This is a genomic window from Caballeronia sp. Sq4a, assembly GCF_023170545.1.
Lineage (GTDB): Bacteria > Pseudomonadota > Gammaproteobacteria > Burkholderiales > Burkholderiaceae > Caballeronia.
In genome coordinates this window covers 1,097,488-1,124,090 of sequence record NZ_CP084250.1, presented here as the reverse complement: position 1 = coordinate 1,124,090, position 26,603 = coordinate 1,097,488, and the positions used below count along the sequence as shown (strand labels likewise).

Sequence of the window (26,603 nt, the reverse complement as noted above, 5' to 3'; positions counted from 1 at the left end):
AAATGAAAAAACTAGCCGCGCTGCGAGTGACTTACTTGAACGCCCGCACTTCCTGCTGCAGACGTTCGAGGAATGCGCCGACCGGCATGACGCCGAGATCGACACCGCCACGAGCACGCACGGCCACGGTTTGCGCTTCACGCTCCTTGTCCCCGACAACCAGCAAATACGGGACCTTTTGCAGCGTGTGCTCGCGTATTTTATAGCTAATCTTCTCGTTGCGCAAATCGGCCTCAACTCTAAGCCCTTGTTTTTGCAACGATTGGACGAGAGATGCCGCGTATTCGGCCTGACTTTCGGCAATATTCAGCACGACTGCCTGCACAGGCGCGAGCCACGGCGGCATCGCACCGGCATGGTGCTCGATCAGGATGCCGAGGAAACGCTCCATCGAACCCACGATCGCGCGGTGAAGCATGACCGGGCGGCGACGGCTGTTGTCCTCCGCCACGTACTCCGCGCCCAGACGCTCCGGCAGCACCATATCGAGCTGCAGCGTGCCGCACTGCCAGGACCGGCCGAGCGCGTCCTTGATGTGATACTCGATCTTCGGACCGTAGAACGCGCCCTCGCCCGCCAGTTCTTCCCACTTGAGACCACACGCGGTCAGGGCTTCGCGCAGGCCCTGCTCCGCGCGGTCCCAGATCTCGTCGGTGCCCGCGCGCTGTTCCGGGCGCAGCGACAGCTTGATGTCGATGTGCTCGAAGCCGAAGTCCTTATACACGCTCATGGCGAGCGTGTTGAAGGCGATCGACTCGGCGATGAACTGGTCTTCGGTGCAGAAGATGTGCGCGTCGTCCTGAACGAAGCCCCGCACGCGCATGAGACCGTGCAGCGCGCCCGACGGCTCGTTGCGGTGGCACGAGCCGAACTCTGCGTAGCGCAGCGGCAGATCGCGGTACGAGCGCAGGCCGTGGTTGAAAACCTGCACGTGGCCCGGGCAGTTCATCGGCTTGATCGCGTAGTCGCGCTTTTCCGATTCGGTCGTGAACATATTTTCACGATAGTTCTGCCAGTGACCCGACGCTTCCCACAGCGAACGGTCCATGACCATCGGAGTCTTGATCTCGAGATAGCCGGCTTCGTTCACGCGACGGCGCATGTACTGCTCGACCTGTTGCCACAGCGACCAGCCCTTCGGATGCCAGAACACCATGCCGGGCGCCTCGTCCTGCAAGTGGAACAGGTCGAGTTGCTTGCCGAGCTTGCGATGGTCGCGCTTTTCCGCTTCCTCGAGCATGTGCAGGTACTGATCCTGATCTTCCTTCTTGGTCCAGGCGGTACCGTAAATGCGCTGCAATTGCTCGTTCTTCGAATCGCCGCGCCAGTACGCGCCCGCGACCTTCATCAGCTTGAAGACCTTGAGCTTGCCGGTGGACGGCACGTGCGGGCCACGGCACAGGTCGATGAAATTGCCGTGCGAGTAGAGGCGAATCTCGTCGGATTCCGGAATCGACGAGATGATTTCGGCCTTGTACTGCTCGCCGATGCTCTTGAAGTACTCGACCGCCTCGTCGCGCGAGACGACGCGGCGCGACACCGGCTCGTCCTTCTTCGCGATCTCCTGCATGCGCTTCTCGATCTTCTCGAGGTCTTCGGGCGTGAAGGGACGGCTGTACGAGAAGTCGTAGTAGAAGCCGTTGTCGATGACCGGCCCGATGGTCACCTGCGCTTCAGGGAACAGGTCCTTGACCGCGTAGGCGAGCAAGTGCGCCGTGGAGTGACGAACGACATCCACGCCTTCCGGATCTTTGTCGGTGACGATGGCGAGCGAAGAATCGTGGTCGATCACGAAGGACGTATCGACGAGCTCGCCGTTCAGCTTGCCGGCGAGCGCCGCCTTGGCGAGGCCCGCGCCGATCGATGCCGCGACTTCCGCGACGGTCACCGGGTGGTCGTATTGGCGGACCGACCCATCAGGCAAACGTACCGAAACCATTTCGTTCTCCAGGACGCCGGCGCACGCCGAGCGAGTTCGAATAAGCACTGGCCCGCGGTGTCGAGAAACAGAAACCGAGGGACAAAAAAAATGCGGCCCCGCTTTCGAGGGGCCGCATTCACTTTTCACACATACCGCGAAACAAAAAGGGCAGAAGGCGAAAGAGGTCCTCGACTAGCGTCGCTCCGAATATGTTTCGGTCAACGTTCGAAGTGACATTTCTTTATTCGCCTTTTGCGCCTTAGCGCTTCTTGCGGAGTGAAACTCCGTGAACCGATGATTCGCCGAAGTCTCGTTTTCGTTGGTAGGCTCGATTGGACTCGAACCAACGACCCCCACCATGTCAAGGTGGTGCTCTAACCAGCTGAGCTACGAGCCTGAAAGAAGTGAGATTATATGGAGCGTTTCGAATTTTGGCAAGTGTTTCTGTACATGAATCGCGAAAATATTCGCCGATCCGTTCAACTTTCCGCGCGATGAAACGCCAGGCGAACCGCTAGGCGCGCCGCGACGCGCGGATGACGCCCGGCACTTCGCCGAGCAACGTGCACGCGCGTTGGATCTGCGCCGCGTTCGACACCTCGACCGTGAACTGCATGAACGCGATGTTCCGCCGGCTCTGGCTCTTGACGCCGATCACGTTCATCTTCTCCCGCGCGAACACTTCAGAGATATCGCGCAGCAGCCCCTGCCGGTCCGCCGACTCCACCGCGAGATCCACCGGATAGACCGACGATCCACGGCCGTTCATCACCTCGGCAGACCACGTGGTATGCAGCACGCGCTCGGGAGAGCGATGCGCCATGCGCTGGAACGTCGCGCAGTCGGTGCGGTGAATCGACATGCCTTTGCCGCGCGTGACGAAACCTGCGATCGGATCGGGCGGCGCCGGACGACAGCAGCGCGCGAGCTGCGTGAGCAACGCGTCGACGCCGACGACCAGCACGCCCGTCGACGCGCCGTGCGCCACGCTCTGCCCGCTGCTGCGCTTTTCGAACTGCGCGGGCGCTTCCGGCTCCGGCTCGGGCGGCGGCGCGTCCGAGAGCGCCTGCTCGATGTTGCGAAGGCTGAACTCGTCCTTGGCGACGACCGCGTATAGCTCTTCCGGCGCCTTGAAGCCCAGCTTGGCCGCGAGCTGATCCAGATTGACCGACGTCTTGCCCTCGCGCTGCAACGTCTTTTCGACGATCGCGCGGCCTTGCGCGACGTTCTCGGCCGCGTCGATCGCGTTGAACCAGGCGCGCACTTTCTGCCGCGCGCGCGGGCTGTGCAGATAGCCGAGTTGCGGATTGAGCCAGTCGCGCGACGGTCCGCCCTCCTTCACCGCGATGATCTCGACCGTCTGACCGTTCTGTAGCGGCGTGTTGAGCGGCACCATCGCGCCATCGACACGCGCGCCCCGGCAGCGATGCCCGAGCTCGCTGTGCAGGTGATACGCGAAATCGACCGCCGTCGAACCGTGCGGCAGCGCGATCACGCGCGCCTGCGGCGTCAGCACGTAGATGTGGTCGTCGTCGAGCGTGGCGTCGCGCAGATGCTGCCAGCCGGGACGATCGCCCTCCACGTCGTCTTTCCACGCGAGCAGCTGACGAAGCCAGGCGATCTTTTCGTCGTACTTCTCGCTTGCCATGACCTGGCCCGCGTAGCCGCGCGCCCCGGCTTCCTTGTAACGCCAGTGCGCGGCCACGCCGTACTCGGCGAACTGATGCATCTCGTGCGTGCGGATCTGCACTTCGAATGCGCGTCCGTCGTCGCCGACGACCACCGTATGCAGCGATTTGTAGCCGTTCGGCTTCGGCCGCGAGATGTAATCGTCGAATTCGCGCGGCACCGGCTGCCACAGGTTATGCACGATGCCGAGCACCGTGTAGCAATCCTTGATATCGCCTACGATCACGCGGAACGCGCGCACGTCGTTGAGTTCCGAGAAGTCGAGATGCTTGCCGCGCATCTTCTTCCAGATGCTGTAGATGTGCTTCGGCCGGCCGCTCACTTCGGCCTTGATGTGCGCGGTGTCCAGTTCCTTTTGCAGCCGCGCGATCGCCTCAGTCACATACGATTCGCGCTCGATGCGCTTTTCGTCGAGCAACTTGGCGATGCGCTTGTAGGTGACCGGGTCTTCGAAGCGAAACGACAGGTCTTCGAGTTCCCACTTCAGTTGCCAGATGCCGAGGCGGTTGGCGAGCGGCGCGTAGATGTCGAGCGTCTCGCGCGGCACCTCGGGCGGCGGCTCGGTCTTGTTCGCGGCGTGGTAGCGCAGCGTCTGCAGGCGTGAAGCGAGCCGGATCAGCACCACGCGAATATCCTGCGCGAACGCGAGCAGCATCTTGCGCAGCGATTCGACCTGCGCGCGCCGCGCCGCTTGCGCGTCGCGCGTGTTGTCGGGCAACGCGGCGAGCGTCGCGCGGGAACTGACCGAGCCGAGGCGCAAGAGCTTGCGCACGTCGCTCACGAGCCGCTGCACTTCCGGCCCGAAGCGTTCGGCGATCAAGGTCTCGGGATGGTCGAGATGCGGCGCGAGCGCGAACAACGCGGCGGCCGCGACCGCATGCGGGTCGACGTTGAGCGTCTGCATGATGCGCGCGGTGCCTGCGGCGTGGTCCGCCAGCAATTCGCCCGTCGAGAGCCGCGCGTCCTTCGCGTGCTCGCGCACGAACGCGAGCGCGTCGTCGAACGACGGCTCGGGCAGCGTGTCAGCGGGGACGGTGCTCTCGGTCATACGGTAAAGCCACGACGGTCGTGCTGCTCGCCGGTTCAGCTACGTTGCGCAGCCACCACGACGACTTCGACGAGGCAAGCCGGATTCGCGAGCTTCGCCTCGACGGTGGCGCGCGGCGGCGTGTGGCCCGGCGCGACCCACGCGTCCCACACGGCGTTCATGCCGGCGAAGTGCACCATGTCCGAGATGAAGATCTGCACGGACAACAGGTGCGACTTGTCGCTGTTCGCCTCTTCGAGCAGACGGTCGATGTGGCCCAGCACTTCGCGCGTCTGGCCGGTGATGTCCTGATCGGTGTCCTCCGCGATCTGGCCTGCGAGATACACCGTGCCGTTATGAATAGCGATCTCGGAAAGGCGCGCGCCGACGTGATGACGAGTAACTGCCATGGGTTATCCAGTCCTGTGATGAGTTCAAAAACGAGACAGAGCGTCACGCGCTCAGCCCGATATTATGCCCCGCGGGCCTCGTTTTCGAGAAAGAAGCGCCGCGCGACGGCGATCTGCCCGCTGTCGAGAAACGCGGGCGCATGGCCGGCGTTCGGCACTTCCACGCTCGATACCGCCTGCCCTTTCTCGACCATCTGCGCGACGGTCTCGCGGGACAGCAGGTCCGAGCTTTCGCCGCGCACGACGAGCACCGGCGTCGCGATCGACGCGAACGAATGCCAGAGAAACGCTTCGCCTGCGGCGTTCTGTTCGTCCGTGGCCTCGGAGAACGGCGCGGCGATGCCCGGGTCGTAGCGGAACGTCCACGCGCCGTCGCGCTCGTGCAGAAGCGGCGCGTTGATGCTCGCCCACTCCTCGTCGGTAAGCGGCCCGAAGGACGCCGCGAGCGCCGCCGCCTGCCGGATGCCTTCATCGAGCGATGCAAAACGCGCGGGCTTGCCGAGGTAGCTGCGGATACGCTCGAGCGCCACCGGCTCGATATGCGGCCCGACATCGTTCAGGAGCAGCTTGCGGATCGGCGTGTTCTTCAATCCGCCGAGCACCATGCCGATCAGCCCGCCCATCGACGTGCCGAACCAGTCGACCGTTTCCACATTGAGCCGCGCGATCAGCGTGACCATGTCGGCGACATACTGCGCGAGACCGTAGTAACGCGAATCGGCGAGCCAGTCCGACAGGCCGCGGCCGACCACGTCCGGACACACCACGCGATACTCCGCCGCGAACGCCTGCGCGACCTTGTCGAAGTCGCGGCCGGACCGCGTCAGGCCATGCACGCACAGCAGCACGCGTGGATTGCCGGGATCGCCCCATTCGGTGTAAGCCATGCGATGCAGCCCCGCCGGACTCGCGCACTGCACGAAACGCTGGCGCGGCGCGGTGAGCGTGGAATGCGAAGCTTCGACGACGATGGATGCGCTCATGGAGATTCCTCGTGGAAGATGTCCGATCGATTCTAAAGCGTCCGGCGCACGGCCGAGCGTCGTTAGCCGAACGGACGATGCCTTGCGCGCCCCAAAAGCAAAACGGGCGAAGCCTTCCGCCCCGCCCGCTTCCGAACCGCGTTCTGTTGTGAACTTACTGCACGCTGCTGACGTCGAGCGGCGCGCCGGTCTTGCGCTGAATCTCTTCGACGGTCACGCCGTCGGCGAGTTCGACCAGCTTCAGCCCGCTATCGGTCACGTCGATCACGCCGAGATCCGTGATGATGCGATCCACGACGCCCACGCCCGTCAGCGGCAGCGTGCATTCTTCGAGAATCTTGTGCTGGTCGCCCTTCGCCACATGTTCCATCAGCACGACGACGCGCTTCACGCCCGCGACGAGGTCCATCGCGCCGCCCATGCCCTTGATCATCTTGCCGGGGATCATCCAGTTGGCGAGATCGCCCTTCTTGCTGATCTGCATCGCGCCGAGAATCGCGAGGTTGATGTGGCCGCCGCGGATCATGGCGAACGAATCCGCCGACGAAAAGATGGACGAACCGGGCAGCGTCGTCACCGTCTGCTTGCCCGCGTTGATGAGATCGGCGTCGACTTCTTCCTCGGTCGGCGACGGCCCGATGCCGAGCAGCCCGTTCTCCGATTGCAGCCACACTTCGACGCCCGGCGGGACGTGGTTCGCGACGAGCGTCGGCAAGCCGATGCCCAGGTTCACGTAGAAGCCGTCCTGCAATTCCTTCGCCGCACGCGCGGCCATCTGGTCACGAGTCCAAGCCATGGTCATTCTCCTTTCGCGCGGACGATGCGTTGTTCGATGCGCTTTTCCGGATGCGCATTCAGGACGAGCCGTTGCACGAAAATGCCCGGCGTGTGGATCGCGTCCGGATCGAGCTCGCCGACTTCCACGATCTCTTCCACTTCCGCGACGGTGATCTTGCCGGCCATCGCGCACATCGGGTTGAAGTTGCGCGCCGTGCGGCGATAGATCAGATTGCCCGACTTGTCGGCTTTCCACGCCTTGACGAGCCCGACGTCCGCCGTCAGCGAATGCTCCAGCACGTAGTGATTCTCGCCGAACTGGCGCGTTTCCTTGCCTTCCGCGATGATCGTGCCGTAGCCGGTATTCGTGAAGAACGCCGGAATGCCCGCGCCGCCCGCCCGCAGCTTTTCGGCGAGCGTGCCCTGCGGCGTGAATTCGAGTTCGAGTTCGCCGGCCAGATATTGCCGCTCGAATTCCTTGTTCTCGCCCACGTAGGACGAAATCATCTTCTTGATCTGGCGCGTCTCCAGCAAGAGGCCGAGGCCGAAGCCGTCGACGCCCGCGTTGTTGCTGATGCACGTGATGCCCTTCACGCCCGAATCGCGCAGCGCGGCGATCAGCGCCTCCGGAATGCCGCACAAGCCGAATCCGCCGACGGCGAACGTCTGCCCGTCCTTGACGATGTCATCGAGCGCCGCTTTCGCGCTGGGATAGACCTTGTTCATCTGTTTGTCCCTTCCATGTTGAACCCGACTAAAGAACCGGTTTTAGCGCCGCCGGACAGCGCGCGGCGGCGTTTTCATCTGGCCGAAAGGGTACGCTGCGCGATCCATCCTGCACAATACGCAAAAATACATAAGTCATTGCCCGCGCCCGTCGTTGCTTGCGACGCGGCCGGGCGCCGGAATCGACATGCGTGAACTGGACTATCAAACCGCGTTTCATCTCGCGCCCGTCGGGCTCGTGTTGTCGCGAGAGCGCACCATCGAGGACTGCAACGAGGAGGTCTGCGCCATTTTCGGCGCGACCCGCGAGACGCTCATCGGCTGCTCGTTCGAGGTGCTCTATCCGACGCCGGACGAATTCGCGCGCATCGGCGAGCGCATAGCAGCGCATATCAGCGGCCGCGGCACGTATAGCGACGACCGCATCATGAAACGCGCGAACGGCGAACTCTTCTGGTGCCACGTGACCGGCCGCGCGCTCGACCGCGCCGCGCCGCATGCGGCGGGCGTCTGGACGTTCGAGGACCTGAGCGCGACGCGGCGCGTCGCCATCGAACTGACGCCGCGCGAACGGGAAATCGCCGCGCAACTCGTCACGGGCAAGACGAGCAAGCAGATCGGCCGCGTGCTCGATATCAGCCCGCGCACGGTGGATATCTACCGTGCGCGGCTCATGCGCAAATACGACACCGGCAACGCAACGGAGCTTCTGCAGCGGCTGCTCGGCAACTGAGCTTGGGCGATCAGGACGCGACCGGCGCGGCCGTTTCGATCATCTGACGCAGCAGATCGGGAATCGGCACCGACTTCCCCGCCGCGTAGTCAACCCACACGACCTTCGCCGCGCCTCGCGCGTACAGCGTGCCCGGCGCGTCAGCGCGATACAGCTCGAAGCGCGTATCGAAACTGCTGCGTCCCGGCTTGCCGACCGACATGCGCGCGATGACGTCGCCGGGATAGTGAAGCTGCTTCAGGAACTCCATCGACGCATTCACGATGACGGGCCCCTGGCCCTCGCCGTTGCCGCCCGCCGCGCCGATCTGCTCGAACCACGAGATGCGGACCTGCTCCATGTAGCGGAAGTAGACCGTGTTGTTGACGTGCCCGAAGGCGTCCATGTCGCCCCAGCGGATGGGCATGGACATTTCGAAGACCGTGTGAAAGTCGGGGTCCGCGTTCGTGGGCGCGTTCGTGGGCGTATCGGTGTTGCTCATTCAACCTTCCAGTGTCTGAAAACAGCGCGCCGCGCGGCGTTTGCCCGCGCGATGCTCATAGTGAAAAACCGTCGTCCGCCGAAATGACCGAGCCGTTCATGAACTGCGATTCGTCGGCCGAAAGCAGCAGCAACAGGCCGTCCAGGTCTTCGGGCGCGCCGACGCGCCGGCGCGGCAGCATCGACACGAGCTTCTGGCCCTGCTCGGTCTTCCAGTGGTGGTGATTGATCTCGGTGTCGATATAGCCCGGGCAGATCGCGTTCACGTTGATGCCGTGGCGGCCCCATTCCATGGCCATCGCCTTGGTCATCTGCACGACGGCGGCCTTGCTCATGGAATAAAGGCCGATTTGCGGGAACACGCGCAGCCCCGCCACGGAGGCGATGTTGATGATGCGATAAGCGGGCTTGGCCGCGCCGTTGCCGCGCATGATCATGCGCTTGGCCACTTCCTGCGCGACGAAGAACGCGCCGCGCACATTCGTGCCGAAGACGAACTCGAAGTCCGCCGGCGTCACGTCGGTCAGCTTTTGCGTGGTCGAGACGCCCGAATTATTGACGAGAATGTCGATGGTACCGGCTTCCGTCTCGGCGTGCGCAACAGCGGCCTTGACGCTCAGGTAGTCCGTGACGTCGAGCGACACGACGTGCGCGGCGCCGCCGGACGCCTCGATTTCGGCGCGCAGTTCCTTCAGCCGCTCGACGCGGCGGCTCGCGAGCACCACTTTCGCGCCCGCCTGCGACAGCACCTGCGCAAAACGCTTCCCGAGCCCACTGGACGCGCCGGTAATCAGCGCGACCTTGCCTTCCAGGTTGATCGAACGGCCCATTGTGCTTCCTTCTTGTACGGTTGATTCAGCCTTGCGGGGGACGCGGGCAGCGCGAGGCGCGCGGTCGCGCCACTTGGCGTAGACACCGATACCACGGTATCACAAAAAATAGTACGATCGTGCAGATCAAGACACCTTCGGTTGCAGCCCGCCTGACGTTCGCTGACAATACGCGATCTTGGAAGGCCATTCTAACGGTAGAGAGGAACATTGATGACCCCGGCGAGCCTTATCGAGCAATACGGTCCCCGCGAATCGATGGAATACGACGTGGTGATCGTCGGCGGCGGCCCAGCGGGTTTGTCGGCTGCAATTCGCCTGAAACAACTGGCGGCGGAAAAAGGCGTCGAAATCGGCGTCTGCGTGCTGGAGAAAGGCTCGGAGGTCGGCGCGCACATTCTCTCGGGCGCGGTGATGGACCCGCGCGGCCTCACGGAACTCATCCCCGACTGGAAGGAACAGGGCGCGCCGCTCGACGTCGAAGTGACCGAAGACCGGTTCCTGTTCCTGTCGCCGACCGGCGCGAAGCAGGTCCCGAACTGGCTGCTTCCCGATAACTTCAAGAATCACGGCAACTACGTCGTGAGCCTCGGCAACGTCACGCGCTGGCTCGGGCAGCAGGCCGAAGCGCTCGGCGTCGAAATTTTCCCTGGCTTCCCGGCAGCGGAAGTGCTCTATGCCGACGACGGCTCGGTGCGCGGCGTCGTCACCGGCAACATGGGCGTCGGCAAAGACGGCCAACCGACCGACAACTTCCAGCTCGGCATGGAACTGCACGCGAAGTACACTCTCTTTTGCGAGGGCGCGCGCGGGCACCTCGGGCGCCAGCTCATCGACAAGTTCAAGCTCAATCAGAATGCCGATCCGCAGGTATACGGCATCGGCATCAAGGAATTGTGGGAGATCGATCCGGTCAAGCACAAGCCGGGGCTCGTGATTCACACGGCCGGCTGGCCGCTGGAACCGGACACGTACGGCGGGTCGTTCCTCTATCACATGGACAACAATCAGGTCGTGGTCGGCTTCGTGGTCGGGCTCGGGTATTCGAATCCGTACCTGTCGCCGTTCGAGGAATTCCAGCGTTACAAGACGCATCCGTCGATCCGCGGGTTTCTGGAAGGCGGCAAGCGCCTGTCCTACGGCGCGCGCGCGATCACCGCGGGCGGTCTGATGTCGCTGCCGAAGCTCACGTTCCCGGGCGGCGCGCTCGCTGGCGACGACGCCGGTTTCCTGAACGCGTCGCGCATCAAGGGCAGCCACGCGGCAATCAAGACCGGCAAGATGGCTGCCGAAGCCGCGTTCGACGCCGTGCAGGACGGACGTCAGGCCGACGAACTGACGGCTTACCCGGAAGCATTCGAAAACTCGTGGCTCAAGACCGAGCTCTACCGGGCGCGCAACTTCAAGCAGTGGATGAGCAAGGGCCTTTACCTCGGTTCGTTCATGGTCGGGTTGGAGCAGAAGGTGATGGGCGGCAACGTGCCGTGGACGCTGCATCATCAGCATTGGGATCATGAGATGCTGAAGCCGGCGTCGCAGTGCAAGCCGATCGTGTATCCGAAGCCTGACGGCAAGCTCACGTTCGATCGCCTCTCGTCCGTGTTCATCTCGAACACGAATCACGAAGAGAATCAGCCGGCGCATCTGACGCTGAAAGATCCGAGCGTGCCGGTCAACGTGAATCTGCGGACGTATGCGGGTCCCGAAGGCCGCTACTGCCCCGCCGCGGTCTACGAATTCGTGAAATCGGAAGACGGCAGCGATCGCCTGCAGATCAACGCGCAGAACTGCGTTCACTGCAAGACATGCGATATCAAGGACCCGACGCAGAATATCGTCTGGGTGACGCCGGAGGGCGGCGGCGGGCCGAACTATCCGAACATGTGACGAGAGCGCCGGTCCCACGACCGGCGTTTCTTTTGATGCCGCGTTACTTGCCCGGTACGTGCGCGGGAATCTTCGGGGTCGCGACGGTCACATCGCCGCATTGCGCGCGGTGCCGCAGCGCGTGGTCCATCAGCACCAAAGCGAGCAGCGCCTCCGCGATGGGCGTCGCACGGATGCCGACGCACGGATCGTGGCGCCCGAACGTCTCGACGGTAGCCGGCGCGCCCGTCTTGTCGACGGACTGACGCGGCGTGCGAATGCTCGACGTCGGCTTGATCGCGATGGACACGGTAATGTCCTGCCCGCTCGAAATGCCACCGAGAATGCCGCCCGCGTGATTGGTGGCGAAGCCTTCGGGCGTCATCTCGTCGCCGTGCTGAGAGCCGCGTTGCGCGACGCTGGCGAATCCCGCGCCGATCTCCACGCCCTTCACGGCATTGATGCCCATCATCGCGTGGGCGATGTCGGCGTCCAGCCGGTCGTATAGCGGTTCACCGAGTCCGACCGGCACGCCGCTCGCCACCACTTCGATGCGCGCGCCGACCGAATCGCCATCGCGGCGCAGTGCGTCCATGTACGCTTCGAGCTGCGGCACGACATCCGCGTTCGGCGCGAAGAACGGATTCTCGCGCACGTGCTTCCAGTCGACGAACGGAATCGGAATCTCGCCGAGCGCGCTCATGTATCCGCGCGTCTCGATGCCGAACTTCTCGCGCAGCCACTTCTTCGCGACCGCCCCCGCCGCGACCGTAGGCGCAGTCAGGCGCGCGGACGATCGCCCGCCGCCGCGATAGTCGCGCACGCCGTACTTTTGCCAGTAGGTGTAGTCGGCATGACCCGGACGGAACGTCTCCGCGATGTTGCCGTAGTCCTTGCTGCGCTGATCCGTGTTGCGGATCAAGAGCGCGATGGGCGTGCCGGTGGTGACGCCTTCGAATACGCCCGACAGAATTTCGACCTGATCGGCTTCCTGCCGCTGCGTCACGTGACGCGACGTGCCCGGACGGCGCCGATCCAGTTCCACTTGAATGTCGGCTTCGGTGAGCGCCATGCCCGGCGGGCAGCCGTCGATCACGCAGCCGATCGCCGGTCCATGCGATTCGCCAAAATTCGTGACGGTGAAGAGCGTGCCAAGGGTGTTGCCGGACATGAGCGTCGACCTGAGAGAAGTGTCGGGGAAGACCGCTATTATGCCAGCGCCGTCCAGCGTCCACCGCTATCGCCGCGCGCCGCGCAGCGCCGTCACGCGGTCCTGCAAGTGCTGCGGCGTCGCGTCTTCCGGCGCGATGGGCTCGCCGACCGCCAATGTCAGACGCGTCATCACGCCCCGCCGAATCGGACGCGGCCACTGCGCGTTCTGGTCGCGCGAGAAGACGCTGCCCCACAGTCCGCGCAGCGCCATCGGCACGACGGGCGCCGGATGCCGCCGCAGAATCTCCGAGATACCGTGCCTGAACGGGTTCATTTCCCCGGTTCGCGTCAGTTTCCCCTCGGGGAAGATGCAGATCAGATCGCCGTCTTCGAGCGCGCGCTGGCATGTCCGATACGCGCGTTCGAGCAGTTCCGCGTCTTCGTGCGCGGGCGCAATCGGGATCGCCTTCACATGACGGAACAGCCAGCCGACGAACGGCGTGCGAAAGATGCGGTGATCCATCACGAAGCGGATCGGCCGCGGACTCTCGGCCATGATGACGACCGCATCCACGTAACTCACGTGATTGCACACGAGCACCGCCGCGCCGTGCGACGGAATGCGCGCGGCATCGACCAGGCGAATGCGATAGAACGTGTGCACGAGCATCCACGCGATGAATCGCAGCAGAAACTCGGGCACGAGCGAGTAGATATACACGGCTACGAGCACGTTCAGCAGCGCCGTCACGAGAAAGAGACCGGGAATGCCCACGCCCATCGACGTCAGCGCGAGCGCCATGAGCGCCGAGACGATTATGAAGAACGAATTGAGAATGTTGTTCGCGGCGATGATGCGCGCGCGGTGCGTCGGCTGGCTGCGCGCCTGAATGAGCGCATAGAGCGGCACGCTGTAGAAGCCGCCGAACATCGCGAGGAGAAACAGGTCCGCGAGAATGCGCCAGTGCCGCGACGCGAGCAGAAATTCGCTGACGTTCAGCAGATGCGACGCGGGCGCGATGCGGTGACTCGCGAAGAACAGGTCGATCGCAAACACGCTGATGCCGATGGACCCGAGCGGCACCAGCCCGATTTCGACGCGGTGTTTCGAGAGCCGCTCGCACAGCAGCGACCCGGTGCCGATGCCGAGCGAGAACGTCGCGAGCAGGATGGTCACGACATCGGGATTCGCGGACAGCACGTCTTTGGCGAAATTGAAGAAGGACGTGAGAAACGTCGCGCCGACGAACCACAGCCACGAAATGCCGAGCAGACTCAGAAACACGGTTCGGTCCGACCGCGCGAGTTTCAGATTGCGCCAGGTCTCGGACACCGGATTCCAGTTGATGCGCAAGTCGCGCTGAGACGGGTCCGACTTCGGCACGAAGCCCGACACGACGCGCCCGACGATCGCCAACGCGAGGCACGCCGCCGCGAGCAACAGCGCGCCGTGCTCGGCCGCGCCCGCCGCCGCCCCGCCGATGATCGTGCCGATGAGAATGGCGACGAACGTGCCCATTTCGACGAGGCCGTTGCCGCCGACGAGTTCCGTGCCTTTCAGATGCTGCGGCAGATAAGCGTACTTTACGGGACCGAAGACGGTCGAATGCACGCCCATCAGGAAGGTGCAGACGTACAGCAGCGGCGCGCTGTGCAGCAGGAATCCCGCGCCGCCGATCAGCATCACCACGATCTCGAAGCTCTTTACGAGTCGCGCGAGCACGGCCTTGTCGTACTTGTCGGCAATCTGTCCGGAAGTCGCCGAAAACAGCACGAACGGCACGATGAAGATGGCGGAGATCAGGAACGCCGCGGTCTTCGGATCCACGCCGGAGAAGCGCGCCGCCTGAAACGTCACGAGCGACGTGAAGCCGACCTTGAAGACGTTATCGTTCATGGCCCCGAGAAACTGCGTCCAGAAGAACGGTGCGAAGCGGCGCTCGCGCAGCAGACGAAACTGACTCTCGCCTGCGGCGGGCGACTTGCGGGAAGCACGCGGGCCCGCGTCGTTCTGTGCGTTCAACGGGTTGTCACTCATGGTTATCGGTCAGATTGTGTCTTTATGTGCTCAAACGCCGGGCGAAAAAAAACGCGCCCTTCGGCGCGCTGCGATGTTCCGGCTACTTCGTATCTGGAATTCGGTCAGTGCAGGCAGCCGCGCGACGACGACGCGCGCGGCATGTTGCCCTGACTTCAGCGAACGTTCTGCTGCTCCTGCTGGCCCTGCTCTTCCGGCCAGTCGCGGATATACGCCTTCAACATGCGATTCTCGAAACCCTGCTCCTCGACGACGGCCTTCGCCACGTCGTAGAACGAGATCACGCCCATCAGCGCGCGATTCTCCATGACCGGCAGATAGCGCACGTGATGCTCCAGCATCATGCGGCGGATTTCGTTCACGTCGGTTTCGGGCGTGCAGGTGAGCGGGTGATCGTCCATGACCTTGCGGATGGTCGTGGTGCCGACGCCGCCGCCGTTCTCGCGCAGCGTCAGAATGATTTCGCGGAAAGTCAGCATGCCGACCAGATCGCCGTATTCCATGACGACCAGCGAGCCGATGTCGTGCGCCGCCATGACGTTGATCGCGTCGGAGAGCGGCGTATCGGGCGTAACGGTGAATAGCGCGTTGCCCTTCACCTTCAGAATGTCGCTGACTCGCATGACTTTCTCCTTGCGAAATGCCTGTTCAGATGCCTAAGCGTTTGTGAAACCATGGGTCGATGCTATCGGAAAGGCCCGCAAAAGGAAAGCGAACGGCGCCCGCGTTAGCCTTTCGGATAAGGCTTCGCGGCCCGGCGGCAGGCGTTCGCCCTAGGTTTGCGCGCGCCGCCGCGATGATAGGATGGCCGACCGACATTTTCGCCGGACGCACGCCGCGCCGGCCGCCGACGATGCCCGCCAACCGCTTCGATACGCTCGCGCTGCACGCGGGCGCCGCGCCCGATCCCGCCACCGGCGCGCGCGCGACGCCCATCTATCAGACCACGTCGTTCTCGTTTCGCGACACCGACCACGCCGCCGCGCTCTTCAACATGGAACGCTCGGGGCACGTCTATTCGCGCATCTCGAATCCGACGGTCGCGGTTTTCGAGGAGCGCGTCGCGGCGCTGGAAAACGGCGTCGGCGCCATCGGCACGGCGAGCGGTCAGGCGGCGTTGCATCTGGCGATCGCCACGCTGATGGGCGCGGGCTCGCATATCGTCGCGTCCGCCGCGCTGTACGGCGGCTCGCACAATCTGCTGCACTACACGCTGCGGCGCTTCGGCATCGAAACCACGTTCGTGCCGCCGCACGATCTCGACGCGTGGCGCGCCGCCGCCCGGCCGAACACGCGCCTGTTCTTCGGCGAGACGCTCGGCAATCCGGGGCTGGACGTGCTCGATATCGCCGGCGTCGCGGAAATCGCGCACGCGCACGGCGCGCCGCTGCTCGTCGATTCGACCTTCACGACGCCCTACCTGCTGCGCCCGTTCGAGCACGGGGCGGATCTCGTCTATCACTCCGCGACGAAGTTTCTCGGCGGCCACGGCACCACCATCGGCGGCGTGCTGGTGGATGGCGGCACGTTCGACTTCGCCGCGAGCGACCGTTTCCCCGAATTCACCGAGCCTTACGAAGGCTTTCACGGCATGGTCTTCGCCGAGGAAAGCACGGTCGCGCCGTTCCTGCTGCGCGCCCGCCGCGAGGGCTTGCGCGACTTCGGCGCGTGTCTGCATCCGCAGGCCGCGTGGCAACTGCTTCAAGGCATCGAAACCTTGCCGTTGCGCATGGACCGGCATGTCGCGAATACGCGCAAGGTGATCGAATTCCTGCTGAGTTCGCCCGCGGTCGAAGGCGTGGCCTATCCCGAACTGCCGACGCATCGCGATCATGCCCTTGCCAGGCGTCTGCTGCCGCGCGGCGCGGGCGCCGTCTTCAGCTTCGATGTGCGCGGCGGCGTGCCGGCAGCGCGCGCGTTCATCGAATCGCTGTCGCTCTTCTCGCATCTGGCGAATGTCGGCGACGCGCGCTCGCTCGTCATTCATCCCGCCTCCACGACGCATTTCCGCATGGACGCCGCCGCGCTCGTCGCCGCGGGCATCGGGCCGGGACGGATTCGCCTTTCGATCGGGCTGGAAGATCCTGACGATCTGATCGACGATTTGAAACGCGGGCTGAAGGCTGCGCAAAAGGCCGCCGAAAGTGGCGATCAGCCAAACGCGACGCCGCTCGGGAGCCGCGCATGATGCTCGAACTCGACGGCCGCCGCGCCTACGCCTACACCGGCGGCAAGCCTTTCGACGCGGCGCGCCCCGCCGTCGTCTTTATTCACGGCGCGCAGCACGACCATAGCGTCTGGGCGCTGCAGACGCGCTACTTCGCCCATCACGGCTTCGGCGTGCTGGCGCTCGACCTGCCCGGCCACGGCCGCAGCGACGGTCCCGCGCGGCACGACATCGCCGGGCTCGCGGACTGGGTCATCGGCGTGCTCGACGCCGCCGGCGTGGGCCGGGCCATCCTCGTCGGCCACAGCATGGGCTCGCTGATCGCGCTCGACGCCGCCGCGCGCTATCCCGACCGCGCCGCCGGCCTCGCGTTGATCGCAACCGCCGCCCCGATGACCGTCTCCGACGCCTTGCTCGACGCCGCCCGCGAGCGCGAGCCGCAGGCGATCGGCATGGTGAATCAGTGGTCGCATTCGACGATTGCAGCGAAGCCTTCCAGTCCCGCGCCCGGCTTCTGGCTGCAAGGCATGAATCAGCGGCTGATGGAGCGCGTGAGCGCATTGGGCGAGGCGCAGCTTTTCCACACGGACTTCAGCGCCTGCAACGGTTACACGGAGGCGCTCGACCGGGCCGCGTCCGTGCGCTGTCCCGTCACAGTGCTTTACGGCAAGCGCGATGTGATGACACCGCCGCGCGCCGCCCGCGCGCTCGTCGATGTATTCCGGAAAACAGGCGCGCGCGTGCGCACGGTCGAACTGGAGGCCGGCCATGCGCTGATGTCGGAACAGCCGGACGCCGTTCTGGATGCCCTGTTCGCGTTCGCGCTGGAGTGTGCCGAAGGCCAGTGAAGCGCGGCTTGCGCGTCCGGGCCGCCGGTCGCAGAATGAATCTTGCTGATGAATCAGATACCCGCCCGGTAGCGGCTCGTCGACACGGAGGCCATCATGGCGCACACGGCACACGGAGAGCACTTCGCGAGCTTCGCCGAGTTCTATCCGTATTACCTCGAAGAGCACCGCAACCTGATCTCGCGCAGGCTGCATTTCATCGGCTCGCTGGGCGTGATCGGATGCCTGGCGATGGCGCTCGCCACCGGCGACTGGCTCTGGCTTCCGGCGGCCGTCGTCTGCGGCTACGGCTTCGCGTGGATCGGACACTTCTTCTTCGAAAAGAACCGTCCGGCCACCTTTCGCCATCCGCTCTACAGCCTGATGGGCGACTGGGTCATGTTCAAGGACATCTGCATCGGCCGCATCTCGCTTTGAGCCGCGTTATGCCGTTTGTTGCGGCATCGGCGAACGCGGCGTCTCGCGCACGGGCGCATTCGGCAGTTCCTTCGCGCGCGCCGCGATCAGCGAGCCCAGCGTCGCCTCGAGTTTCTCGTTCTCCAGCGCGTTGATGAGCGCATCGCGCTCGATCTGTGTGGCATCCAGTCGCAACTGGTAGTCCAGTTCTTCGCGGTCGACGACGAATTCCTGAAACAGCATGGTGAGCGTGATCTGGTTCGGATTCGCGATCATCACGTAGCGCGGCATGCGCGCGTCCTCCAGCCTGCCGATCCAGCCGAGCGTGTCGAGCCGCGCGATGATGCGCGTGGACGTATCGAGGTCGCTGCGCACCATCTTCGACAATTCGAGCGCGGTATAGCCGGGCTTGCCCTCCTCGCGGGCCTCGACGAGCCGGGCGAGAATTTCGAGCGCGTCCAGCAGATCGCTGCCCGGAAACGCGCGCCGGTGATACTGCCCGATGCGGATAGCGGGCAGCGCCGAGGTCAGCATCGCGCCGACGAGCGCGATCATCCAGCAGAGATACACCCACAGCAGAAACACGGGTAGCGACGCGAACGCGCCATACACGGCGGTATAAGTCGGGATGCTGCGCACGTAGAGCCCGAAGCCGCGCTTGCCGATTTCGAACGCGACCGCGGCGATCAGCCCGCCCACGACCGCATCGCGCCACTCGACCTTGCAGTTCGGCATGTAGACGTAGGTGATCGTGAAGCCGAACACCGTGAGCGGCAATGAAACGCCGGTGAGCAGCCATTCGACGACGGGCGGCATCAGGTTGTGCGAGCCCGCGTACGCGACCGAATGCGCGAAGACGTAAGACGAAATCGACAGGCTGCAGCCGAAGAGAATCGGGCCGAGCGTGATGATCGACCAGTAGACCAGGACGCGCTGCGCGAGCGGACGCGCCTTCTTCACGCGCCAGATGACGTTGAATGCCGATTCGACGGTCATCATGGTCATCACGGACGTGACCAGCAGGATGATCATCCCGACCGTCGTGAGCCCTTTGGCCTTCGACGCGAATTCGTTCAGGTACCCGAGAATCTGGCTGTTGATCTGCGCGGGCATCAGGTGATCCGCGAGGAAATCCTGCAACGAAGCCTGGAACGACCCGAAGATCGGGAACGCCGTAAACAAAGCGAAAGCGACAGTGGCGAGCGGCACGAGCGACAGCACGCTGGTAAACGTAAGACTGCCCGCCACTTGCGCGACGCGATCCTCGCCGATGCGCCGCGCGACGAAACCGGCGAGGCGCTTCACTGCTGCGAGATCGATTGAAGGACGCTGCAAACGTTTTCTCCTATGCATCGAAACGGGTCGCCTTGCCCCGCGAAGCCGGCCCCTGCCCGCCTCGCCCACGCGCGCCGACCCAATCCCTATAATAGCCGTTCACCAAAAAGCTCATATGAACGACATCCTCGTGCTTTACTACAGCCGCCACGGCGCGACGCGCGAGCTTGCGCTCGCGATCGCGCAGGGCGTCGACAGCGTTCCCGGCATGCAAGCCCGCGTGCGTACGGTGCCGCCCGTTTCCACCGTCTGCGAAGCGACGCAACCCGACATTCCGGCAGACGGCCCGCCGTACGCGGAGTTGCGCGACCTCGAAGAATGCGCGGGCCTCGCGCTCGGCTCGCCGACGCGCTTCGGCAACATGGCCGCGCCGCTCAAATACTTCCTCGACGGCACCACGCCGCAATGGCTTTCCGGCGCGCTCGCCGGCAAGCCCGCGAGCGTCTTCACATCGACCGGCAGTCTCCACGGCGGCCAGGAAACCACTCTGCTTTCGATGATGCTGCCGCTCTTGCACCACGGCATGATGATCGTCGGCATTCCGTACACCGAGTCCCGGCTGACGACGACGCAAACCGGCGGCACGCCGTACGGCGCATCGCATCACGCGCGCACCGGCGACGAGGCCGGCCGGCAAGGCATCTCCGCCGACGAGAAAGCGCTCGCCGTCGCGCTCGGCGCGCGCCTTGCCCGCACGGCGCGCGACCTCGTGCGCGGCGCGCAGGCGAACTGAGCCGGCCATGCGCGCGCCTTCCGTCGACGAAACCCGAAACCACGGCGCGTTCGCGCTCGGCGCCACCGCGAGCCTCGCCGCGCTCATCGCGCTCACGCTGCTCTGGGAGTTGTGGCTCGCCCCGCTGCGCCCCGGCGCGTGGGTGCTCGCGTTGAAGGCGCTGCCGCTCGCGTGCGCGCTGCCGGGCGTCGCGAAACGCAACGTCTACACGCTGCAATGGTCATGCATGCTCGTGCTGCTGTATCTCGCCGAAGGCATCGTGCGCGGCATGAGCGAAGCAGGCTTGTCGGCGCGGCTCGCGTGGCTCGAAGCGTTGCTTGCGCTCGCGTTTTTCGTCTGCGCGATCGCCTATGTCGCGCCCTTCAAGCGCGCCGCGCGTGCGAGGAAGCGCCAGGAATGACCGCTGTCGTGCCGCTTCGTGCTTGCGCTGAGAAGCTTTGTAGCACGAAATACGGCCGAAAGCGCATCCGACGCGCGTGCCTATGCCATTCGGCCGATGCTTCGCGGATCGCCCGCCTGCGCGATACTGTCGCTTAATCTCAGCACTTCCCTTCGCCCATGACCGCTTCTGCCGCAACTTTCATCGACGCCTGCGTTCAACTGCTCGGCGCGTCGCACGTCCTCACCGATGACCACGACACCGAGCCGTATCGCGTGGACTGGCGCAAGCGCTATCGCGGCAACGCCTGCGCCGTGCTGCTGCCCGCCGACACCGAACAGGTCGCCGGCATCGTGCGGCTCGCGCGTCAGCATCGCGTGGCGATCGTGCCGCAAGGCGGCAACACCGGGCTCGCGGGCGGCGCGACGCCGGATGCAAGCGGCGCGCAAGCCATCATTAGCCTGAAGCGGCTGAACCGCATTCGCGGCGTGGACCCGCATAACAATACGATCACCGTCGAAGCGGGCGTCGTGCTCGCCGAGATTCAAGCGCGCGCCGAAAGCGCGCAGCGTCTCTTCCCGCTGAGCCTCGCGGCGGAAGGCAGTTGCACGATCGGCGGCAATCTGTCGACGAACGCGGGCGGCACCGGCGTGCTGCGCTACGGCAACACGCGCGAGTTGTGCCTCGGTCTGGAAGTGGTGACGCCGCAAGGCGAAATCTGGGACGGCCTGCGCGGACTGCGCAAGGACAACACCGGCTACGATCTGCGCGATCTCTTCATCGGCGCGGAAGGCACGCTCGGCATCATCACGGCGGCCGTGATGAAGCTGCATCCCGCGCCGGTCGCCAAGGTCACGGCGCTGGCCGGGCTGGCGTCGCCGCATGCCGCGCTCGACTTTCTCGCCATGGCGCAGCAGCACGCCGGCCCGCTTTTGACCGGCTTCGAACTGATGTCCGACTTCTCGATGCGCCTCGTCGGACGCCATTTCCCGCAACTGCGCTACCCGTTCGGCGAGCCGCACGGGCAGACCGTGCTCCTGGAGTTATCCGATAGCGAAAGCGACGAACACGCCCGCGCGCTGTTCGAACGCCTGATGGAGCAAGCCATCGAAGAAGGCATCGTCGAAGACGCGGTGGTGGCCGAGAACCTCGCGCAGTCGCAGGCGTTCTGGGACTTGCGCGAGCACATTCCGCTCGCGCAGGCGCAGGAAGGGCTCAACATCAAGCACGACATCGCCGTGCCCATTTCGAGCATCGGCCGCTTTATCGACGAAACGGATGCGATCATCGCGAACGCCGTGCCGGGCGCGCGCATGGTCACGTTCGGGCATCTCGGCGACGGCAACCTGCACTACAACGTTCAGGCGCCGGAAGGCGTCGATCAGAAGGCGTTCCTCGTCGAGTATCAGACGCCGATCAACGCGCTCGTGTACGAGCAGGTGCACAAGCATCGCGGGAGCGTCAGCGCGGAGCACGGGCTCGGACAACTGAAGGTCGACGAAGCCATGCGCCTGAAATCGCCGGTCGAAGTGCGGCTGATGCAAACCATCAAGGCCGCGCTCGACCCCGAGAATCTGATGAACCCCGGCAAGGTCGTGCGCTGGAACGCCGAAGCCGGCAAGGAGAAGACCGCATGAAGATTCGTGTGCTGTCGGACCTGCATCTGGAATGCGACGAGCCGCTCGCCATTCCCTATGCTGACGCCGATCTCGTCGTGCTCGCGGGCGACATTCACAACCACGCGGAAGGCTTGCGCTGGGCAGCGGAGAACTTCGACAGCGGCGTGCCCATCGTCTATGTGCCCGGCAATCACGAGTATTACGACGGCGAATTCGGCGCGATGGAAGCCGCGATGCACGACGCCGCGCGCAGTGTCGACAACGTGCACTATCTGAACAACGCCGCGCTCGTCGACCGCAAAGGCGCCTGGCGCGTGCTCGGCACGACGCTCTGGACCGACTTCGCCTTGTTCGGCGCGGGCGAGAACGAAATTGAGAAAGCAAAGGAAGCGTGCGCGAAGGTGATGCTGGACTATCGCGGATTGATTCAGCTCGCCTGGCCCGAACCCGACGGCGAACCGCGCGCCTTCACGCCGGACGATTCGCTCGCGCTCCACGTGCAGGCGCGCGCGTGGCTCGAAAGCGAGCTGGCGAAGCCGTTCGCGGGGCAGACCATCGTGGTCACGCACCACGCGCCGCTGCGCGAAAGCCTCGCGCCGCGTTATGCAGAGGACATCGTGTCGGCGGGCTTCATCAATCACTTGCCGGCGCTCGCCCGAGAGCCGGTCGCGCTCTGGATTCACGGCCACACGCATACGGCGTTCGACTACACCGTGAACGGCACGCGCGTCGTGTGCAATCCGCGCGGCTACTTCGACAAGCGCACGCAGCGCTGGGAGAACCCGGAATTCGCCTGGGACAAGGTCGTCGAAATCTGACGCCGAAGTGGAGGAACGCCATGTGCGGCCGAATCAGCCAGTACCGACTGCCGATGCACTATGCCGAGCGCCTGCATCTGAAAAACCCGTTCGTACTCGTGGACGCCGCCGACCGCCGCCCGGGCTATAACCTGTCGCCCGGCACGCATCCGCTCGCGGTCTATCCCGACGAGACCATCCGCGCGGTGCATTGGGGCTACTGCCCGCCGTGGGCCCGGGAAAAGAAGCTGCCGCAGACGATCAACGCGCGCGTCGAGACGGCATCGACGAGCGCGTATTTCCGCGACTTGTGGCGCAACGCGCGCATCCTCGTGCCGGCGGACGGCTGGTTCGAATGGCGCGTGGAACCGCGCCCGGGCGATCGCGCGGGCAAGCCGTTCAAGCAGCCGTATTACATTCGCCGCGCGGACGGCGAGCCGATGTTTCTCGCGGCGCTCACGAGCATCGTGCGCGATGAAGACGCCGCGACGCCGGGCGCGGGCTTCGTGATCGTGACGTCGAAAGCGGACGAAGGCCTCGTCGATGTGCACGACCGCCGTCCGCTCGTCTTCTCGCCCTCGGCAGGCCGGCGCTGGCTGGACGCGACGGCCACGCCCGCCGATCTTCACGCGCTCGTGAAAAGCGATGGCGTGCCGGCCGCGCACTTCGTCTGGCATCGCGTGACGAGCGACGTCAATCGCACGGTCAACGACGAACCGCGCCTCATCGAGCCCCTAGAAGCGGCTTAGCGACGATAGCGGTCGCGCTCGCCGTCAATCCGCACCGGCACGAGGCGCCGCTTGGCCTCACGCTCGGACTGGGCGCGCATTGCCTGAAAGAGATCGCGCGAGGCAGGCACGGCGACCAACACCAGCAGCGCGGCAAGGGCGAACAACAAAGGCGTACTCATTCGACGTTTTCCCGGAAAAGTTGCGTTGAGGGGAGTCCAGACGTTACCAAGCTGCGGACGAACCGAGAGTAAGCAAGTGTTGCACCGCGCTTTATTCGGTAACCAAAGACTCGGCCGCGCGCATCAGGTCGCGACGAACTCTTTGAGCGACTCCTCGTCGGCTGCGAGCGTCGCCGGCAGCGCCTCGCGCAAGAATTCGACCCATGTGCGGATCTTCGCGTCCAGATACTGGCGCGATGGATACAGCGCGTAGACCCGCAACTCCTGCATCGTGTATTGCGGCAGCACCCGCACGAGCGTCCCTGCGCGCAGCGCGGGCAGCGCGGAGGACGTCGGCAGCACGCCGATTCCCATGTTCTCGCGAATCGCGACGACCATCGCTTCGGCGACATTCACCGTGAACGTGGACGGCCCGAGCGTCACGGTCTCCTGCCCGTTCGGTCCGTCGAAGACCCATCGGCCGGGCGGAAACACCGGCGTGATCAGATGCAGACAGGTGTGGTGCGCCAGATCGGCCAAGGTGTGCGGCGCGCCGTGCTTTTCGATATACGCCGGCGACGCGCACGCGATGCTGAACACCGTGCCGAGCCGCGCCGAAACGAGGCCGGAGTCCGGCAGCTCCGAGGCGAGCACGAGCGACACGTCGTAGCCTTCGTCGAGCAAGTCCGGCATGCGCTGCGCGAGCGTCAGATCGACTTGCACTGACGGATGCCGCTCCTGATAGCGCGAGATCATCGGCACGACGTAGTGCTGGCCGAAGCTCGTCATCGAATGCACCTTCAGACGGCCGGCCGGACGCGCGTGCGCGTCGCTCGCCTCGGCTTCGGCCTGATCGACATACGCCAGAATCTGCTCGCAGCGTTGCAGGTAACGCTCGCCCGCTTCGGTCAACGCGATGCGGCGCGTCGTGCGATTCAGAAGGCGCGTGCGCAGATGCGCTTCCAGATCCGACACCGCCCGCGACGCGTACGCGGTCGTCGTATTCAGATGTTGCGCGGCGGCGGTGAAGCTGCCCGCCTCGACCACGCGCACGAATACGCGCATGTTTTGGAGCGTGTCCATATCGTTCTTCGACCCTGAACTGTCCTGTCGTCTCGTCAGACCTGAGCGACTGCCCTTGCATTGTTGCATGGGCTAGAAGTCCGCATTCTCTCACGATCTGCAAGAATTCTTTGCGTGAGCGCCGGTTATTCGCGGATCGTTGCAAAAATATAATCACCGCTTGGTCGATCTTTTTACGATTGAGGAGCGGAACGTGCAAGGCCGGGGGTTCAGACGCGCAAGCTGCGCGGCGCTGCTTACAACAATACTCACGATGGCCGGCTGCGCAAGCACGGGCCACATCGCGCCGCAGGACTCGCTGAAAGACGCTTCGACGCTCGATGCCGGCCACGCAATCGAAGCGGCCACGCGCGCCGCCGATGCCGACGCCGCCTGGCCCGATGCGCAATGGTGGCGCGCCTACCGCGACCCGCAACTCGACGCATGGATCGCCCGCGCGACGGCCGGCAATCCGACACTGGCGATGGCCGCCGCGCGCGTGCGCGAGGCGCGCGAACAGGCGGGCGTCGCGCGCTCGGCGTTGTATCCGCATGTGGACGGCAACATGAGCGTCACGCGCAAGAAATGGCCGGACAACGCGTTCTACGGGCCCGGGCCCTTCGCAGACGCGACGACCTGGGACAACACGGCCGGCCTCACGCTCTCCTATGACCTAGACCTGTGGGACCGCGACGAGCACGCCGCCGAGCGCGCGCTCGATGTCGCTCACGTGCGGGCCGCCGATGCGCGGGCCGCGCAACTCGAACTCGAAACGAACGTCGTGCGCGCCTACGTCGGCTTCTCGCAGTCTTTCGCGCTGCTCGACATCGCGCAGCAAACGTACGACCAGCAGGCGCGCATTGCCGAACTGGCGCGGCGGCGGCTGAAAGGCGGGATCGGCACGCAGCTCGAAGTGAGTCAGGCCGAAGCGCCGTTGCCCGAGTACGAACGGCAGATCGATCTGTACAAGGAAGCGATCCAGCTCGCCCGTCATCAACTGGCCGCGCTGGCGGGCGAGGGCCCCGGCGCGGGCGAAGCGCTCAGGCGCCCGGCGCTGTCGCTCGCGACGCCGCTGCCGCTGCCCTCCTCGTTGCCCGCGGAACTCGTCGGGCATCGGCCGGATATCGTCGCGGCGCGCTGGATGGTCGCGGCAGAGGCGCGCGGCATCGACGTCGCGAAGGCGCAGTTCTACCCGAACATCAATCTGGCGGCGTCGCTCACGCAGATGTTCGCGGGCGGCGCGCTATTGAGCTTCCTGACGAGCCAGGCGACCGGCTACGCGTTCGGCCCCGCGCTCTCGCTGCCGATCTTCGAAGGCGGACGGCTGCGCGCGCAACTCGGCGCGGCGTCGGCGCAATACGATCAGGCGGTCGATCACTACAACGCGACGCTCGTCGCGGCGCTCAAGGACATCGCCGATCAGGTCGTGCGCGTGCAGTCGCTCGACACGCAGCTCGAAACGTCGGGCCGCTCGGTCGCCGCCGCGCGCAAGAACTACGACCTCGCCAACGAAGGCTACAGGCGCGGCCTCACCGACTACGTCAACGTGCTCATCGCGCAGTCGCAACTGCTGCGCGCAGAGGACGGCGAAGCGCGCGTGCGGGCGCAACGGCTCGGCGCGTACGCGACGCTCACGGCCGCGCTCGGCGGCGGCATCGACGATCCCGCGAACGGACCGGACGCGACGAAGCTCGCGCCGTCGAAGCATATCGGGCCGTTCGCTCGCATTGCCGGCGAGAAGTAGAG

General features: G+C 64.9%; 25 protein-coding genes and 1 tRNA gene. 11 read left to right on the top strand and 15 right to left on the bottom strand.

Translation table 11 applies throughout. From position 1 onward, the window contains the following. Positions 1 to 31: 31 nt before the first annotated feature. The 7 genes from thrS to LDZ24_RS05155 form a co-directional block, all read right to left on the bottom strand. Positions 32 to 1,939, bottom strand: coding sequence for a threonine--tRNA ligase (thrS, locus tag LDZ24_RS05185; protein ID WP_248321973.1), 1,908 nt, complete (start codon positions 1,937 to 1,939; stop codon positions 32 to 34). Between the two features lie 302 nt (positions 1,940 to 2,241). Next, positions 2,242 to 2,318: transfer RNA gene (locus LDZ24_RS05180), tRNA-Val, on the bottom strand. Between the two features lie 117 nt (positions 2,319 to 2,435). After that, complete coding sequence (locus LDZ24_RS05175; RefSeq protein ID WP_248321971.1) at positions 2,436 to 4,658, bottom strand: bifunctional (p)ppGpp synthetase/guanosine-3',5'-bis(diphosphate) 3'-pyrophosphohydrolase; 2,223 nt, start codon at positions 4,656 to 4,658, stop codon at positions 2,436 to 2,438. Positions 4,659 to 4,693: 35 nt separating this feature from the next. Then, positions 4,694 to 5,047, bottom strand: coding sequence for a RidA family protein (locus LDZ24_RS05170; RefSeq protein WP_175940075.1), 354 nt, complete (start codon positions 5,045 to 5,047; stop codon positions 4,694 to 4,696). Between the two features lie 62 nt (positions 5,048 to 5,109). Further along, positions 5,110 to 6,030, bottom strand: coding sequence for an alpha/beta fold hydrolase (locus tag LDZ24_RS05165; RefSeq protein ID WP_248321969.1), 921 nt, complete (start codon positions 6,028 to 6,030; stop codon positions 5,110 to 5,112). 154 nt (positions 6,031 to 6,184) lie between these two features. After that, the gene (locus tag LDZ24_RS05160) at positions 6,185 to 6,826 is read right to left on the bottom strand and encodes a CoA transferase subunit B (RefSeq protein WP_248321967.1); all 642 of its coding nucleotides are present in this window, start codon (positions 6,824 to 6,826) and stop codon (positions 6,185 to 6,187) included. 2 nt (positions 6,827 to 6,828) lie between these two features. Further along, on the bottom strand, positions 6,829 to 7,533 hold the full coding sequence (locus LDZ24_RS05155; protein ID WP_206467987.1) for a CoA transferase subunit A: 705 nt from the start codon (positions 7,531 to 7,533) through the stop codon (positions 6,829 to 6,831). Positions 7,534 to 7,720: 187 nt separating this feature from the next. On the opposite strand from LDZ24_RS05155, the gene LDZ24_RS05150 reads away from it, so the two are divergent. Continuing rightward, positions 7,721 to 8,266 carry a LuxR C-terminal-related transcriptional regulator gene (locus LDZ24_RS05150; RefSeq protein WP_175940071.1) on the top strand — a complete coding sequence of 182 codons (546 nt, stop codon included), beginning with the start codon at positions 7,721 to 7,723 and terminating at the stop codon, positions 8,264 to 8,266. Positions 8,267 to 8,276: 10 nt separating this feature from the next. On the opposite strand, the gene LDZ24_RS05145 is transcribed toward LDZ24_RS05150, so the two are convergent. Further along, positions 8,277 to 8,747, bottom strand: coding sequence for a thioesterase family protein (locus LDZ24_RS05145; protein ID WP_248321965.1), 471 nt, complete (start codon positions 8,745 to 8,747; stop codon positions 8,277 to 8,279). A gap of 55 nt (positions 8,748 to 8,802) precedes the next feature. Continuing rightward, positions 8,803 to 9,576, bottom strand: a complete 774-nt coding sequence (locus LDZ24_RS05140) for an SDR family oxidoreductase (protein WP_244848441.1) — start codon at positions 9,574 to 9,576, stop codon at positions 8,803 to 8,805. Positions 9,577 to 9,789: 213 nt separating this feature from the next. Here LDZ24_RS05140 and LDZ24_RS05135 point away from each other — a divergent pair, with 213 nt between their 5' ends. Then, positions 9,790 to 11,463, top strand: coding sequence for an electron transfer flavoprotein-ubiquinone oxidoreductase (locus LDZ24_RS05135; protein WP_248321963.1), 1,674 nt, complete (start codon positions 9,790 to 9,792; stop codon positions 11,461 to 11,463). Positions 11,464 to 11,506: 43 nt separating this feature from the next. Here the strand turns inward: LDZ24_RS05135 and aroC are convergent, their stop codons facing one another. The 3 genes from aroC to LDZ24_RS05120 all read right to left on the bottom strand — a co-directional run bounded on the left by aroC (position 11,507) and on the right by LDZ24_RS05120 (position 15,255). Continuing rightward, a complete protein-coding gene (gene aroC, locus LDZ24_RS05130) occupies positions 11,507 to 12,613 on the bottom strand; it encodes a chorismate synthase (protein ID WP_248321961.1) in 1,107 nt (368 codons plus the stop codon). Between the two features lie 66 nt (positions 12,614 to 12,679). Continuing rightward, positions 12,680 to 14,632 (bottom strand): MFS transporter, encoded by a 1,953-nt coding sequence (locus LDZ24_RS05125; protein ID WP_248321959.1) that lies wholly within the window; start codon positions 14,630 to 14,632, stop codon positions 12,680 to 12,682. 155 nt (positions 14,633 to 14,787) lie between these two features. Next, positions 14,788 to 15,255 carry a CBS domain-containing protein gene (locus tag LDZ24_RS05120; protein ID WP_175940065.1) on the bottom strand — a complete coding sequence of 156 codons (468 nt, stop codon included), beginning with the start codon at positions 15,253 to 15,255 and terminating at the stop codon, positions 14,788 to 14,790. A gap of 230 nt (positions 15,256 to 15,485) precedes the next feature. Between LDZ24_RS05120 and LDZ24_RS05115 the strand changes: the two genes are divergently transcribed. The 3 genes from LDZ24_RS05115 to LDZ24_RS05105 all read left to right on the top strand — a co-directional run bounded on the left by LDZ24_RS05115 (position 15,486) and on the right by LDZ24_RS05105 (position 18,064). After that, the gene (locus LDZ24_RS05115; protein ID WP_248321958.1) at positions 15,486 to 16,820 is read left to right on the top strand and encodes an O-acetylhomoserine aminocarboxypropyltransferase; all 1,335 of its coding nucleotides are present in this window, start codon (positions 15,486 to 15,488) and stop codon (positions 16,818 to 16,820) included. Beyond that, complete coding sequence (locus LDZ24_RS05110; RefSeq protein WP_248321956.1) at positions 16,817 to 17,647, top strand: alpha/beta fold hydrolase; 831 nt, start codon at positions 16,817 to 16,819, stop codon at positions 17,645 to 17,647. The genes LDZ24_RS05115 and LDZ24_RS05110 overlap by 4 nt, the downstream gene beginning before the upstream one ends. A 96-nt stretch (positions 17,648 to 17,743) precedes the next feature. Next, on the top strand, positions 17,744 to 18,064 hold the full coding sequence (locus LDZ24_RS05105) for an Mpo1-like protein (RefSeq protein WP_175940062.1): 321 nt from the start codon (positions 17,744 to 17,746) through the stop codon (positions 18,062 to 18,064). 6 nt (positions 18,065 to 18,070) lie between these two features. Here the strand turns inward: LDZ24_RS05105 and LDZ24_RS05100 are convergent, their stop codons facing one another. Continuing rightward, positions 18,071 to 19,378 carry a YihY family inner membrane protein gene (locus tag LDZ24_RS05100; protein WP_371747394.1) on the bottom strand — a complete coding sequence of 436 codons (1,308 nt, stop codon included), beginning with the start codon at positions 19,376 to 19,378 and terminating at the stop codon, positions 18,071 to 18,073. A 115-nt stretch (positions 19,379 to 19,493) separates the two neighbouring features. Between LDZ24_RS05100 and wrbA the strand changes: the two genes are divergently transcribed. The 5 genes from wrbA to LDZ24_RS05075 all read left to right on the top strand — a co-directional run bounded on the left by wrbA (position 19,494) and on the right by LDZ24_RS05075 (position 23,655). After that, positions 19,494 to 20,111: an NAD(P)H:quinone oxidoreductase gene (gene wrbA, locus LDZ24_RS05095; RefSeq protein WP_175940060.1), complete on the top strand. Its 618-nt coding sequence runs from the start codon at positions 19,494 to 19,496 to the stop codon at positions 20,109 to 20,111. Positions 20,112 to 20,118: 7 nt separating this feature from the next. Then, positions 20,119 to 20,511 (top strand): DUF2069 domain-containing protein, encoded by a 393-nt coding sequence (locus LDZ24_RS05090; RefSeq protein WP_248321954.1) that lies wholly within the window; start codon positions 20,119 to 20,121, stop codon positions 20,509 to 20,511. Between the two features lie 158 nt (positions 20,512 to 20,669). Next, complete coding sequence (locus tag LDZ24_RS05085) at positions 20,670 to 22,127, top strand: FAD-binding oxidoreductase (protein WP_248321953.1); 1,458 nt, start codon at positions 20,670 to 20,672, stop codon at positions 22,125 to 22,127. Next, positions 22,124 to 22,927 carry a metallophosphoesterase gene (locus LDZ24_RS05080; RefSeq protein WP_248321951.1) on the top strand — a complete coding sequence of 268 codons (804 nt, stop codon included), beginning with the start codon at positions 22,124 to 22,126 and terminating at the stop codon, positions 22,925 to 22,927. Before LDZ24_RS05085 ends, LDZ24_RS05080 begins: the two co-directional genes overlap by 4 nt. 20 nt (positions 22,928 to 22,947) lie before the next feature. Further along, positions 22,948 to 23,655 (top strand): SOS response-associated peptidase, encoded by a 708-nt coding sequence (locus LDZ24_RS05075; protein WP_248321949.1) that lies wholly within the window; start codon positions 22,948 to 22,950, stop codon positions 23,653 to 23,655. Here LDZ24_RS05075 and LDZ24_RS05070 read toward each other — a convergent pair. Next, the gene (locus LDZ24_RS05070) at positions 23,652 to 23,816 is read right to left on the bottom strand and encodes a hypothetical protein (RefSeq protein WP_248321947.1); all 165 of its coding nucleotides are present in this window, start codon (positions 23,814 to 23,816) and stop codon (positions 23,652 to 23,654) included. The genes LDZ24_RS05075 and LDZ24_RS05070 overlap by 4 nt on opposite strands. A gap of 123 nt (positions 23,817 to 23,939) precedes the next feature. Next, positions 23,940 to 24,878 carry a LysR family transcriptional regulator gene (locus LDZ24_RS05065; RefSeq protein ID WP_175940054.1) on the bottom strand — a complete coding sequence of 313 codons (939 nt, stop codon included), beginning with the start codon at positions 24,876 to 24,878 and terminating at the stop codon, positions 23,940 to 23,942. Between the two features lie 253 nt (positions 24,879 to 25,131). On the opposite strand from LDZ24_RS05065, the gene LDZ24_RS05060 reads away from it, so the two are divergent. Further along, positions 25,132 to 26,601, top strand: coding sequence for an efflux transporter outer membrane subunit (locus tag LDZ24_RS05060; RefSeq protein ID WP_248321945.1), 1,470 nt, complete (start codon positions 25,132 to 25,134; stop codon positions 26,599 to 26,601). Positions 26,602 to 26,603: the final 2 nt, after the last annotated feature.